The organism is Pseudomonas sp. SGAir0191 (genome assembly GCF_002812565.2).
GTDB classification, from domain to species: domain Bacteria; phylum Pseudomonadota; class Gammaproteobacteria; order Pseudomonadales; family Pseudomonadaceae; genus Aquipseudomonas; species Aquipseudomonas parafulva_B.
On sequence record NZ_CP025035.2, the window covers coordinates 2,690,383 to 2,704,017 of the forward strand.

At 58.8% G+C, this 13,635-nt stretch carries 12 protein-coding genes and 1 pseudogene; 10 read left to right on the top strand and 3 right to left on the bottom strand.

The window, feature by feature from the left end; all coding sequences use genetic code 11:
* Window positions 1-223: 223 nt before the first annotated feature.
* From CWR53_RS12025 to CWR53_RS12035, 3 genes are all read left to right on the top strand, one after another.
* The gene (locus tag CWR53_RS12025) at window positions 224-3,244 is read left to right on the top strand and encodes an autotransporter domain-containing protein (RefSeq protein WP_181405488.1); all 3,021 of its coding nucleotides are present in this window, start codon (window positions 224-226) and stop codon (window positions 3,242-3,244) included.
* Between the two features lie 603 nt (window positions 3,245-3,847).
* Window positions 3,848-4,090 (top strand): hypothetical protein, encoded by a 243-nt coding sequence (locus CWR53_RS12030; RefSeq protein WP_058603331.1) that lies wholly within the window; start codon window positions 3,848-3,850, stop codon window positions 4,088-4,090.
* 116 nt (window positions 4,091-4,206) lie between these two features.
* On the top strand, window positions 4,207-4,479 hold the full coding sequence (locus CWR53_RS12035; RefSeq protein ID WP_058603332.1) for a DUF3077 domain-containing protein: 273 nt from the start codon (window positions 4,207-4,209) through the stop codon (window positions 4,477-4,479).
* A 21-nt stretch (window positions 4,480-4,500) separates the two neighbouring features.
* On the opposite strand, the gene CWR53_RS12040 is transcribed toward CWR53_RS12035, so the two are convergent.
* The gene (locus tag CWR53_RS12040) at window positions 4,501-5,679 is read right to left on the bottom strand and encodes a multidrug effflux MFS transporter (protein ID WP_058603333.1); all 1,179 of its coding nucleotides are present in this window, start codon (window positions 5,677-5,679) and stop codon (window positions 4,501-4,503) included.
* Between the two features lie 144 nt (window positions 5,680-5,823).
* Here CWR53_RS12040 and CWR53_RS12045 point away from each other — a divergent pair, with 144 nt between their 5' ends.
* From CWR53_RS12045 to CWR53_RS12070, 6 genes and pseudogenes are all read left to right on the top strand, one after another.
* The gene (locus tag CWR53_RS12045; protein WP_100851619.1) at window positions 5,824-6,693 is read left to right on the top strand and encodes a LysR family transcriptional regulator; all 870 of its coding nucleotides are present in this window, start codon (window positions 5,824-5,826) and stop codon (window positions 6,691-6,693) included.
* Window positions 6,694-6,859: 166 nt separating this feature from the next.
* Complete coding sequence (locus tag CWR53_RS12050; RefSeq protein ID WP_100851620.1) at window positions 6,860-7,276, top strand: VOC family protein; 417 nt, start codon at window positions 6,860-6,862, stop codon at window positions 7,274-7,276.
* Window positions 7,277-7,498: 222 nt separating this feature from the next.
* Window positions 7,499-8,164, top strand: a pseudogene (locus CWR53_RS12055) (amino acid ABC transporter permease).
* A complete protein-coding gene (locus CWR53_RS12060) occupies window positions 8,145-8,804 on the top strand; it encodes an amino acid ABC transporter permease (protein ID WP_058603337.1) in 660 nt (219 codons plus the stop codon). Before CWR53_RS12055 ends, CWR53_RS12060 begins: the two are co-directional and overlap by 20 nt.
* Window positions 8,801-9,562 carry an amino acid ABC transporter ATP-binding protein gene (locus tag CWR53_RS12065; protein WP_100851621.1) on the top strand — a complete coding sequence of 254 codons (762 nt, stop codon included), beginning with the start codon at window positions 8,801-8,803 and terminating at the stop codon, window positions 9,560-9,562. Before CWR53_RS12060 ends, CWR53_RS12065 begins: the two co-directional genes overlap by 4 nt.
* Window positions 9,559-10,392 (top strand): transporter substrate-binding domain-containing protein, encoded by an 834-nt coding sequence (locus CWR53_RS12070; RefSeq protein WP_100851622.1) that lies wholly within the window; start codon window positions 9,559-9,561, stop codon window positions 10,390-10,392. The genes CWR53_RS12065 and CWR53_RS12070 overlap by 4 nt, the downstream gene beginning before the upstream one ends.
* Before the next feature lie 178 nt (window positions 10,393-10,570).
* Here the strand turns inward: CWR53_RS12070 and CWR53_RS22995 are convergent, their stop codons facing one another.
* Window positions 10,571-10,738, bottom strand: a complete 168-nt coding sequence (locus CWR53_RS22995) for a hypothetical protein (RefSeq protein WP_181405420.1) — start codon at window positions 10,736-10,738, stop codon at window positions 10,571-10,573.
* Window positions 10,739-11,269: 531 nt separating this feature from the next.
* Window positions 11,270-11,527, bottom strand: coding sequence for a hypothetical protein (locus CWR53_RS23205; protein ID WP_258313146.1), 258 nt, complete (start codon window positions 11,525-11,527; stop codon window positions 11,270-11,272).
* Between the two features lie 661 nt (window positions 11,528-12,188).
* Between CWR53_RS23205 and CWR53_RS12085 the strand changes: the two genes are divergently transcribed.
* A complete protein-coding gene (locus CWR53_RS12085) occupies window positions 12,189-13,580 on the top strand; it encodes a site-specific integrase (RefSeq protein WP_100851623.1) in 1,392 nt (463 codons plus the stop codon).
* Window positions 13,581-13,635: the final 55 nt, after the last annotated feature.

A 13,635-nucleotide genomic window follows, 5' to 3' on the forward strand; every position in this document is an offset into this window, starting at 1 on the left:
CGCCTAACTAGCACATCCGTACTATTTCACCGTCTTGGGTCGCTCCCGATACTCCCCCTGTTTACCGCCGTACACAGGAACGCCAAGCCCTTGGGGCGCGGTGGCCACGCTGGTGGCATCTCATGGAGTCTCCGGAGCCGTTATGAACCCCTTATTCAAGTTATCCCCTCTCACCTTCGCGATTACGCTCGCCATGGCCCCCGGCGCGTACGCAGCCGACTACGTGCTCGACAGCGGTCAGGACACGTTCAGCAGCGACCGAGGCATCGATGGCGCTGTGGTGCTGCGCCCCAGCAACGGCACGCCGTCCACCCTTACCCTCAACAATGGCGCCCAGGTCACCAGCTTCGGCGGCCGGATCGGTGGATCGTCCACCAACGACGCTGCCAGTACGGCCATGGCCACGGTCGTCGTACAGGGCCCTGGTACACGTTGGAACGTGCCACGCACCGGCGCGGTGCTGGGCAACACCATCGTGATCGGTGGCGCCGGGCAAGGCACTCTCAACGTGCTTGGCGGCGGGCAGGTGTCGGTCCGGGACCTGCAGTTGAGCGACAATGGCAATGCCGGCAACGCACTGTCCCGGGCCAACCTGCTGGTCAGCGGCCAGGGCTCGAAAGTGGACACGGTCAACGTCACCTCCGGTGGCGTGTTCCTGTACGACTCGCGCATCAACCTCAAGGATGGCGGGCAACTGGTCAGTGAGCGTGTGGCCATCAACTCGATCAGCGAACTGTCGGGCGCTGGCACGCGCTGGGACAACACCGGCACCTTCAGAAACCGCAACGACCTGAGCCTGAGCGACGGCGCCGTGTTGACCAGCGACTCCATGGCGCTGGGGTCGGCCAACGTCAGCCGCAACACCCAGGTCAATGTCTCTGGTGAAGGCACCCGCCTGGCCACGCGTGCCATGACACTGGGCACCACGACTTCCAGCACCATCCTGACCCTGTCCAACGGCGCCGAGCTGAGCAGCACCGACGGGATCGATATCAGCGAGCTGACCAGCATCAACTCCGCCGCCCGTGGCACGCTCAGCATCGGTGGCGCCGTCGTGCGGGACGATGCGCGTACCGACATCGATGCCATCAGCGCCGGTACCGCCCAGGCGGCGGGCCGCCTCGACCCGCAAACCGCCATTCGCTTTGGCGCTGGCAGCGGTGCACTGGCGTTCAACCATACCGACAGCAACCTGCAAGTGAACAACCGCATCAGTGGCGCTGGCCGTGTGTACGCGTTCAGCGGCGACACCACCTTGGGCGGCGACCTGACCGGCCTTTCGGGGAGCACGGTGGTACGTGGTGGGCGGCTGGTACTGGGCGGCGACGTGGACCAGACCAACCCACGAGGCACATCATTGCTGAGCGTGGGCAACGGCACCTTGGTGGTCAACGGCACCGTTGGGCATACCGACGCTTCAGGCAACTACAGCAACCGTGCCCAAGTATTGGCCGGTGGCGTGCTGGCGGGCAACGGACAGGTCGGGAGCACGCAAGTGGCCTCGGGCGGTACGCTGTCGCCAGGTGAATCGGCACTGGGCACCTTGAACATCAAGGGCGACCTGGACATGGCAGAAGGCTCCAGGTACGCCGCCGATATTGCTGGCAATGGCGGCTCCGACCGCGTCAACGTGAGCGGCAGCGCCACCTTGCGCGGTACGCGTGTGGACGTGACCACCCTCAACAACGCTCAAAGCTACCAGACTGGGCAAACCTACACCCTGCTGGCTGCACAGGGCGGCGTGGTTGAGGGCGCAGCGGCAGGTACCGCGTATGCGCAAGCGTTTACCAACTCGGCATTTCTCAATGTCAGCCTGCAGCGCACCGCCAATGAACTGAACCTGACCATTGCGCAGAAAGGTACTACACCGCCTGTTGAACCACCCGTGGAGCCGCCTGTAGAGCCTCCCGTGGAGCCGCCGGTACAGCCGCCTGTAGAGCCCCCGGTCGAACCGCCCGTACAGCCGCCGGTCGAGCCGCCTGTTGAACCGCCGGTGCAGCCGCCTGTTGAACCGCCTGTCGAGCCCCCGGTACAGCCGCCGGTCGAGCCCCCAGTAGAACCACCGGTACAGCCCCCCGTTCAGCCGCCGGTGCAACCGCCAACCACAGGCACCCCGGGCATCTTCCAGACTGTGGCGCTCACACAGAACCAGTGGAATACGGCGGGCGCCCTGAGTGCATTGCAACAGAGCGGCGATCCGCTGCGCCTGTACAACAACTTGCTGGTACTGGATGCAGCCAATGCCCGCAACGCCATCGACCAACTGTCCGGTGACTACCACAGCAGCACGGGCACCGCGCTGATTGCCAACAGTCAAGTCGTGTCGGGCGTGCTCGGCACCCGCGTACGCGGCCTGCTGGACACTAACACCGTGCGCATGCCGCCAGGGGCATCGAACCTGATGCCGGCCACCCCCGAGGCGCAAGGCGGCGCGTGGGCGCAAGTGTTCGGCAACTGGTCGAAGCTCGATGGCAACAGCGGCGCCAGCGGCCTGCACCAACGCACCGGCGGTGTACTGATCGGCGCGGACGGCAGCATTACCCAGGACTGGCGTGCCGGCGTGTACGGCGGTTACAGCCGCTCCAAGTTCGATGCCGATGACCGCGATGCCAAGGGCCACAGCGACAACTATCACCTGGGCCTGTACACCGGCGCCCAGATCGACGCGCTGCGCCTGAGTGCAGATGTGGGCTACACCTGGCACAAGCTCGACAGCAGCCGCAACGTGGCGTTTGCCGGTTACAGCGACCACCTCAAGGGCAAGCGCGACGCCAATACGCTGCAAGCCAGTGGCGAGGCGGCCTACCGCATCGGCCTGGGCGCGGTGGCGTTGGAGCCGTTCGTAGGGGTGTCCTACGTGAACTACGACGCCGACCGTTTCCGCGAAAAGGGCGGCGCAGCGGCGCTGAACGTATCGAGCGAGAAACAGGACACCTGGTTCTCCACGGTCGGCATGCGGGCTTCGACCCACACACGTGTGGCCAATCACGATACGCAGCTGTTCGGCTCGCTGGGCTGGCGCCGGGCCTACGGCGACCTGGACCCACGCAATGAGCAGGCGTTTGCCGGTGGACCTAACTTTGAGGTGCAAGGGATTGCGCAGACGCGAAACGTGGCACTCACCGAAGTGGGGGCTAAGGTACAGCTGAACCGTCAGACTGATGTAGGGCTGTCGTATCAAGGGCAGTTTGGCTCTGATACACGGTTCCATTCGGTCAATGCGGGCATCACGGTTCGCTTCTGAGGGGTGGCGGGGGCACAGCCCCCGTCGGACATAGTGACTGCGACATCCAGGGCTTCCAGGCAGCCCTGGATGAGCCACCGGCACCTCCTGCCTGGGGACCCACCGGCTTTGAGATGCGCTGCTCGACGGTCACCGTCGTGGAGAACGCCTCACTCTCAGATGGACTGAGCAGTCGACTTCAAATCCCTGTTATCCAATGGCTACGTATCGATACTGTGCACACAGGTGTACCTGCCAGACAGGTGCGCATTCAATCGTCGAAGGCACCGCGGCGGTGACGGGTGCAGCGAGCGCATTGCGAAAAAATCAGATTTAAGCCCTTCCCTGTAGGTCATTTCCCAAAGATACTCTCAGCCCCCATTTTTCGTTGCACATGAGCGACGCGGATTCTAGTCTCGCCAGGTCGCTGCCAATTCAGCGACCGGTTTTGACAGATCGCTGACGTTGCCTTCAGGTGCACACTTTCTATGGTGGCTGTACGTGTGGGCACCCCTGTGGTGCGCCGAGTGCCAACGTCTCGGTCTGTCAACCCGCGTACAGCTGCCACCCTATTGTTTGACAGCAACAGTGAGGCGGCTCCACTTCCTACGTTGGAGTTGAACCATGCTCAAGATCGTCCCCGATCCCCCTCTCCAAAATGCCTGCCTCGAAGACATTCTGATCCAAGCCTCCGAGTACGCCACATGCGCAGCCGCAGTGGTGCAACAGGCCTTGTCATTGGGTTTCAGGTCGCCCTCTTCGGTCCTGATGCTGACGTCTCTGCATGAGCTCGAAACGCTGAAAGCTCTGCTCGAGTCTGCGGTAGCGCATGTCCAAGTGCGTCCGAAGCATCCGATCTGCCATTGACCCGTAGCTGTTGAAAAACCCGCTCGTATGGCGAACCGTCTGCTCCCCCCCACTGGGTGCTGGTTCGCCGGCGATGTGGCTCGCCCAAGCACCGCACCCTCGTGGGGAAAACGAAGATGTCTGGAGAAGAAACCAAGTTCACCGTTGGCCAAACCACCTTCTATCAGGGCACCGACCAAACAAGCCCTCTCTTTCGTATCGAGCCCGGTATACCCTGTGAGATGGCCCGCGAGCAGGCTTCGGAGCTGATGGGTTACGCTCGGGACATGACCCTTGACGGCCTGATGGAAAACAAACAGCACTTGATCTGGGCTTCGCACTACCTCTGCGCGATGGCCAAGGCTTTGCTGGACGACGCGCAATTGGGCGAAGCGCTGGGCCAGCATTAAGCGTGCAGGCCCGCCCGAGCGCTACCCTGGCTGCGCCGGTTGCTTGGGATAGAGCGACGGCATGCAAGCAAACAATGCCAAACAGCTCAACACCGTCACCGCCCCAGCGAGCACACCGAAACCTGTGCCTAATACCGCGCTCACACCCATCGCCACAACGGCTGCGCTGCCAATCTGGCAAAACCCCACCAACCCCGAAGCGGTGGCTGCATGCCCATGTTCACTGGCGATAGCACCTGAGATCGCCAGTGAAAGCGATGACCCATTGGCCAGGCTGACCAGGCACATAGGCAGCACCACGGCCGTAACGCTGCGCCACCCCATGGCGTAGGCCAGGAGAAACGCCATGGCGCCTAGTACGAAGCAGGTGATGCCGATCGCGACGATCCGGTCGTAAGGTAAGCGGTCAAGCAGCCGCCGGGCCAACAGGTTAGCCCCGATGATGCCCAAGGTAAGCGGCATATACAGCCAACCGCTTTGCGCCTCGCTCAAGCCTGCCTGTACGAAAAGGAATGGCGACTGCGTCAGATAAACGAACCAGGCACAGTAGATAGAACACACCACTAACGTGTAGCGGCAAAAGCTGCGGTCACCCAGCACACGGCTAAAACCCGCAAAGGGGGCGTTCCTGGCCCGCGCCGCGACCGGTAGCGTTTCAGGTATTACAAACAGCGCCAAAAGCAGCGCTACCGCCCCGAATGCGGCGACGAACAGAAAGTCGGCTCGCCAGCCGAATGCGACGGCCAAGTGCCCACCGATTGCCGGGGCCAAAGCCGGCGAGAGTGATACGAGGGGGTAAATCACGGCATAGACTTTCGCCGAGGTTCGCTTGTCGCAGGTGTCGGCGATCAACGCACGACCAATCACCAGCCCCGCCGCCGCGCCCACCGCTTCCACCATGCGCCACGCGATGAAGCCCATGTAGCTGCTGGACAGCGCGCAGCCCACGGAGCCCAGCAGATAGAGAACGCCACCGGCAAGCAGCACCGGCTTGCGTCCTCGTCGGTCTGACATTGGGCCATAAGCCAACTGCGCAATGGCCAGTGCCAGTAGATAGAACGAAACGGTTTGCGGCATTTGCCAACTGGCAATGCCAAATTCAGTGGCCATGCCGGGCATCGCGGGTAGATAGATATCCGAGGCGACGAGGCCGAAGGCGCTCAGCATGGCGACTGTCAGGATGAAGGATAAGCGAGGCATTGTGCTCCCTGGCATCCGGCTTGGCCCGGCTGCATGATCAGTGGGTGAAGGAAGCCGGCTATGTTATGCAGCTTGTATCCATGCGAAAATGCACGTAATTGCAGCCCATGGCTGCATATTTGCATCTTCAGGAGGCATGCAACGATGAATTGGGATGACGTCCGCATTTTTCTCGCCGTGCACCGTGCCGGCACCCTGCGGGCCGCAGCCACGGCGTTGGGCATTGACCAGACCACGGTCGGTCGGCGTCTGGCGGGGCTTGAGCAAACGCTGGGCAGCAGACTGTTTTTTCGCAGCACTGGGGGGCTGACGTTGACGACCAACGGACAACAGCTCGTCCAGAAGGCCGAAGCGATGGAGCGGATGGCCGTCTCCTTCGAGCGCCAGGGTGAAGGTTCCGACCGTCATCCGTCGGGTGAAGTGCGCGTCACCACCACCGATGCGCTGGCCGTTGATTTCGTCATACCCGCGATCGAGCAACTGCGGGCCACGCATCCTGAGGTGCGGGTCATTCTGACCACGACTACTCGCCTACTGGACCTGGGACGCAGGGAGGCCGACGTGGCCGTGCGCACCGTGCGCCCGGAACAACCCGACCTGATCGCACGGCGGCTGGCCCACTGGACCGTGGGGCTGTATGCGACACAGCGCTACCTCGACCTGCACGGGGAGCCAGAACCTGGCAGCGCCCTGGTGGGCCATGACATCGCCCTCTACCAGGAAGGTGTAACCAAGCGCCAGGATGACAGGCTGGCGGGGGAACCCAGATCTGCAGGCCGTGTTGTCGCCGAGCTGGACTCGAGCCTGATGCTGGCAACCTTCGTACGCGCCGGCCTGGCGCTGGGTGAGCTGCCGGAATACATGGCCCAGCGAGATGCCAGTTTGGTGCGGGTCTGGCCTGATCGAGAGCGAGCCACACCCTATGAAGCCTGGCTCGTGCTGCATCGGGACCTGGCGCACACGGTAAGGGTGAGGGTTGTGGTGGAGGCGATCGTTGCGGCTTTTGCCGAATGAGGGTCCCATGAGCGCTGCTTGGCTCGACCGCGCATCGCGAATGAGACTGAAGCTAGCTGGAGCCGGACACCGTGGGTGTGGAGTTTGGCTTGGTGAGTGATGGCATTGCGTTTCTCAGATGCGCTGTGTGTAACTGCTGTCGACCAACAGATCTTCTGGAGTGTTTATGTTCAGCCACATTCAGCTAGGTGCTCGCGACCTGCCGGCCATGATCAGGTTCTACGATGCCGTACTTGCCACCTTAGGGCTTGTCCGCATGCCCGATGACCACGATGGCGGCCCTGGCGGCGCTGGGTGGCAACGGCCGGACAGGGAGTGGCCGCAGTTCTATGTGCAACTGCCCTTCAACGGACTGCCTGCGACATGGGGAAACGGCGTGCAGATAAGCTTTGCCGCCGCCTCGAAAGATCAGGTACAGGCGGCATGGCGTACAGCTTTGGTAATGGGTGGTCAAGATGAGGGCGCACCTGGGTTGAGGCCGCAGTATGCGCAGGATTACTACGGTGCTTATTGCAGGGATATTGAGGGCAACAAACTGTGTTTCGTACACGCCTCGGGGCTTACCTCGTCTGATGTTCTATGACGTAGACGTTTCAGCCTGGGCCTGCCCTATACAGCAACGTCGCTCGGCAGGCTCTGCGTGATAGCATATTGTTATTCATAAACGATATTTAAAAAATTCCTGTTATTCCATTATTTTCTGACAGGCGACTTGATTCATTAAGTCACTCTATTCATTGGCTGACCCTGCGCACTGCTAAGGCAGCGGTCTATGACCTGATTCACTCCCTGTCGGTTTCCAGTAATGAATTTCGATGTTGCTTTCGCCCTGTCCACGTTACCCACGTTCATTTCGGCAGTTGGCGTCACATTGCAAGTAGGACTGATTGCTATCGTCACGTCACTAAGCGTGGCACTGCTAAACACCGCAATCGTGATGTTCCGAGTACCCGCGCTTCAACCGATGGTGCGGGTGTACGTGGAACTTGCACGGAACACACCGCTGCTGATCCAACTGTTTTTTATCTACTTCGCCTTACCCAGCATCGGTATTGGGGTCTCTGGGTTCGCTTCGGCGATCATCGCCATGACCTTTCTCGGTGGCGCGTACCTCACAGAAATTCTACGCGCGGGCATCGACGCCGTGCCTGCCGCACAGATTGAGGCAGGCCTGGCCATTGGTCTGTCGCGCTGGCAGCTGCTTCGTCACGTCATCCTGCCGCAGGCCGGCATCCTCAGTACACCGGCGCTGTTCGCCAACTTCGTGTTTCTGCTCAAGGAAACCACGGTAGTGTCTGCTGTAGCGGTGCCGGAAATCCTCTACACCACCTAGAACTACATCGCCCTTTACTACAAGACTTACGAGATGCTTGCGGTCATGACGCTGCTCTGCGTGCTGCTGTTCGTACCGCTGTCGCTACTGCTGCGTACGTTGGAAAGGAGGTTGCAACATGGCCAGTTCGGGCATTGAGCTGTTGTGGGTGTCTGCGCCACAACTGGCGATCGGCATTGGCCGCACACTAGGAATCTCATTGCTGGCGATACTGTTCAGCAGCTTGGGCGGGACGCTCTATGGCGTAATGCGCAACTTGGGTGTGCGTCGGATCGACGCTGTGCTGATCGTATACCTGGAGCTGTTCAGGGCTATACCTGTGCTGGTCTGGCTTTACCTGTTTTTCTTCGGTCTCCCGATCTTCTTGGGTTGGAGTATTTCGGGATTTTGGTGCGCTGTGCTGGTGCTGTCGCTATGGGGCGCTTGCGAAGTGGGTGAGGTGGTTCGTGGCGCGCTACGTTCCCTACCCCGTGGCCAGCGGGAGGCGGGCCTGGCAATCGGCCTGAACCTGCCGCAGTTGTACGTCAAAGTGCTGCTGCCCCAAGCCTTGCGCCGAATGACCCCCCCGCTGATCAACGTGTTCACACGGCTGATCAAGACGAGTTCACTAGCAGTGCTGATTGGCGTGGTGGACGTGATCAAGATCGGACAGCAGATCATCGAGCGCACCTATGAATCGGTGCTGATATACGGCTTCCTCTTCTTATTCTTCTTTCTGGCCTGTTATCCGCTGTCAGCCGCGTCGCGTGTGCTCGAACGGCGATGGAATTACTCATGACTGCTTTGATTGAACTGGCGGGGTTCTCCAAGAGCTTTGGTAGTAATCCGGTTTTAAAAGATATCGACCTGTCCGTTCGTGAGGGTGAGGTAGTGGTGATTCTCGGCCCCAGCGGCTGCGGCAAAAGTACCTTGCTGCGCTGCTTGAATGGCCTCGAACTGGGCCACGCGGGAACATACCGCTTTGCTGGACGCCAATTGCCCGGCAATGGCGGTTGGCGTGCGGTGCGCCAAGAGATAGGCATGGTATTTCAAAGCTATCACCTGTTCCCTCACATGACCGTGCTTGACAATATTTTGCTGGGCCCTGTCAACGTGCAAAAACGCCCCGTTCACCAAGTGCGCGCCCAGGCCGAAACGCTGCTTGCGCGGGTTGGACTGCTGGACAAGCGCGATGCCTGGCCGCGCGAATTGTCTGGCGGTCAGCAACAACGAATCGCGATTGTTCGTGCACTGTGCATGCACCCGAAGGTCATGCTGTTCGATGAGGTCACTGCCGCCCTCGACCCGGAAATGGTCAAGGAGGTGCTGGAGGTGATTCTGGACCTGGCCGACAGTGGCATGACGCTTTTGATCGTCACGCATGAAATGGCCTTTGCCCGCGCAGTGGCTGACCGGATCCTCTTCATGGACGGCGGTCGTATCACTGAACAGAGTAACCCTGAAACATTCTTCAGCTCCCCGCAGACCGCACGTGCGCAGCAGTTTCTGGAGAAGTTTTCCTACGTAGAAAATCTGCCCAAGAGGAACGCATCGTGAAACTAAAATCTGCCCTCGTTTTCCCACTGCTGGCTGTCGGTCTGCTAATCGGCAGCGCCGCTGCTAACGCTGAAGGGTATCTGGACAAGATAAAAGCTCGGGACAAATTAATTGTAGGCGTATTTGGCGACAAGCCACCCTTCGGTTTTGTCAACGAACAAGGTGATTACGTCGGCTTCGACACGGAGCTTGGCCGCCGCTTTGCGAAGGATCTGCTGGGCGATGAGAAAAAGATCGAATTCGTCGTGGTAGAGCCAGCTAGTCGCATTCCATTTCTGCAAAGCGATAAGGTGGACTTGATCCTGGCCAACATGACCGTGACGCCCGAGCGCGCTCAGGTAGTGGATTTCACCAACCCTAACCTGCGTGTGGCGGTGCAGGCATTGGTTCCGGAGAAAAGCACGGTCCAGCGCCTGGATGATCTGGCAAGCAAAACCGTCATTGTCACTGCTGGAACAACTGCTGACGTGTGGCTGACGAAAAATCATCCGGACTGGAAGTTGCTCAAGTTCGAGAAAAACTCTGAGTCCTTGCAAGCGCTGGCAAATGGTCGCGGTGACGCCTATGCGCAAGACAACCTGGTGCTGTTCGGATGGGCCAAGCAGAATCCGGGCTATCGCCTGTTGCCCCAGAAACTAGGCGACGAAGCGCCGATCGCGCCAGCGGTGAAAAAGGGCAATGCCGAGCTGCAACAGTGGGTCAATACCGAACTGGCGAGCCTGGGCAAGGAGAAGTACCTGCTCAAGTTGTATGATCAGTACGTACGTGCACAGCTGGCGGCTGATACCGATCCTGCTGCGGTGATTGTTGAAGGCGGTGACTGGAAGTAAGTCGTTCGAAGGTGGCAGGCTTGCCTGCCGCCTTGGACACCACTGAGCACTCGGCACCACAGCCGACCTTACTTGCAGACTGATTGATTTGGTGGCAACTGAAGCGCCGGCGGTGAAGCCTGCACGTGGACCTACCTGGTCTGCAATAAGCCAGTGTTCACCCGCTTACAGGCCTTCATTAACGCCGACGATACCCGGCGATCAATAATGCCATCCCAGGCACCAGCATCCCCACTGCTGTGTAGCCAAAAGCGGCCTGGCCCGATGCGCCCACGGCGGCAAACGCCGCACCTACGGCGAGCAGCGGCATTGCTGCGAAGTAAAAAGGTTTGGCTGCCTTGCTCATATTGAACCTTCTGTTTGCACTCATGTGTGTGAGGCATCCAAGCTTACATGCATGCGTGTTCGGAAGGGTAGCCATGCTTGCGCACCTCCTTCAAGCCAATGTGCAGCTAACTGACTGTCTGACTTGGTAAATCGCGTCGCCAAGGTGCCGCCCAATGGCCATCACCTAGCGTGCCTCGGGGGAATAGTTTCTGGTGATCTGCCCGTTAACCAATACACGTGATGCCGCAGCGCTGGCAGGGCACATCTGGCAAGCATACCGTGGTAAGCCATTGATCTATGAGCGCGCGCGGATCGACGTCGTTTAGTATTGGCTGCGCCTGTTTTGCGAGAGATGAACCTTTCGGGCAATCGCTCAAAAGAGCTGATGCTGCGATGTACCTGGCAAAACGCTCAGGCCGGGACGTGGCTGTGACGGACTGAACAAATGGGGGTTAAGCTCAAGTTCATTGATTAATCAAAAGACAACCCGTCCAATTCGCGCTGCGCTTGATTCTAAGGCTAGGATCGCAGTCGATTGGTCAGATAACCTTTACGCAGAGCCTAGCTGATCAAATCCGCCATTCTGATCGATGGCTATGCTGCGTGCCCTACCTGCTCCCCAAGGCAAGGCTCTAGTCATGGATTCTCCGGGTCGAGCATCGAATGCCTCTTCCAGGATCGGTAAGCCTCCTGAGGCGTAACTGCCTATGAACAATTGAGTGCTGCCTGTGCGCGAGAAACGTACCTGCACATCAATGTAAGTACCATCGTCCAACACTTCTTCGTGTATTCGGTGATGGAGATTCACATCACCCTATCCCCAATAAACACTGCCGCGGCGCCGCATACCAGCCTCCTCCGACTTAAGTCGTACTCGAATGGTGAACCTACCAGGTAGCTCTCTGTCCGGATGGCGCAACTTCAAAGCGGTATTACAGGAAAAACACCTGACGACCGGCTCATTTACCTGTACGCGCCCGACACCCTGTACAGCTATACGCACGGTACTCGCCCGCCCGCTGGTCAAAGGTGACCGCAATTCACACCTGGAGTATCCAGGTATTCTCAAATTGCCACTGCCCAAGGCTTAGAGGCAGCAAATGAACTGGTTCGTGCGTGCCTGTGCTAACTATTTTGAAGAGGAGGCAGGCGTAACAACCTGAGAAGTCGCGCAAAAGTCACGCACATGAAAAAGGCCACTCCTTTCGGAAATGGCCTAAGTCATTGAATATAATGGTCGGGACGGAGTGATTCGAACACTCGACCCCTTGCACCCCATGCGCTTATTTAGCGCATTTTCACGGACTACCCTGGACTGCCACGGATCTCCTATAAGCTAGTAAATACGCAGTATACAGGCTATATTATGTTCTATCACTGTCCATCAGCATCCACCTTTAGCCGGTCGATCCGGTGGGGCAAAAGTGGGGCAAAATTCCAAGGCAATCGATCTTGGCTAGGGGTAGACATTGGCAAAGATCACAGTGAAGCAACTCGAAGCACTCACTCCCGCCGATCATGGTAAAACACTCCGTGAAGAGGGTGGCCTGACCGCTAAAGTTCGTGCAGGTGTGCGCGGCGTTACAGCGCTGTTCCGCTACGAGTTCAAAATGGGCGGAGCCAAACGCGATCAGCGCCTGGGCAGTTGGCCCAAAAAATCGCTCGCGCAGATTCGTGCTGAGCGAGACGAAGTTAGAGCGAGTGTTACAAAAGGTATAGAACCTGCCATTGCCCGAAAGGCAGCTAAGATCGAGGCTCAAGCTGCGGTCGCCGCAACCATTGCTGAAGCAGAACGTCAGGCCGCAGAAAACAAGACGGTCACCGACCTTTTTGAAGAGTGGATGCGCGACGGGGTATCTCGCCAGGACGGCAACGCAGAACTCCGCCGCAGCTTTTCCAAAGACGTGCTACCAGCTATTGGCGATAAGCCACTCCGAACCATAACTGAAAAAGACCTGCTCACCCTCCTGCGCTCGGTCAAAGCCCGCGGTCTAAACCGTACCGTCGTTATCCGCAGCAAGGACATAGGTCAGATGCTGAGATGGGCTGAAAAACGCAAGCCATGGCGGTCTTTAATGGTCGACGGCAACCCCGCAGACCTGATAGATGTGAAGCAACTGCTTGATCACGATTACCAGGAAGAGCGTAACCGCCTGCTCTCTCCGGACGAAATTCGCGAGTTGCGTGATACTTTCGCCCGCTTGGAGCTCGACTATGAAGCTCTGGATGCAGGCCAGAAATACTCAGGCGTCCGCCCGGCCAACCAACGGGTGCAATGTGCAGTCTGGATTTGCCTAGGTACGCTCTGCCGCATCGGCGAACTGCTGAAAGCCCAATGGAAGCACCTGGATCTCGAAAAGGGCAGCTGGTTCATCCCGGCCGAGGCCACCAAAGGACACAAGGGGAAACGCCAAGATCATCACGTTTTCCTATCCGCTTTCGCCTTAAAGCAATTCAAGGTGTTGAAAGCACACACCGGACATACGCGGTTCTGCTTCCCCAGCAGAGACGAAAATAGCCACGTCGATACCAAGACCATCAGCAAACTGATAGGCGACCGGCAGTGCAGCCTCAAAAATCGCAGCAAACCGCTGCCGGGCCGGCATCACGATGATTCGTTGGTGCTAAGTCAAGGAACAAACGGCGAATGGACACCGCACGACTTACGTCGCACTGGAGCGACTCTGATGCAGGAGCTGGGTGTGACTTTGGACATCATCGATCGCTGCCAAAACCACCAACTCGGTGGTTCAAAAGTCCGCCGGCATTATCTACATTATGATTATGCGAAAGAAAAGAGTGAAGCATGGCGCATCCTTGGGGAGCACCTTGTCGATATTCTTTCTAGCTCAAACGACTGATCAGTGGAGGGTAACAATTGATTCGCATCGGGCCTGTGAACCATGGAAAACTAAT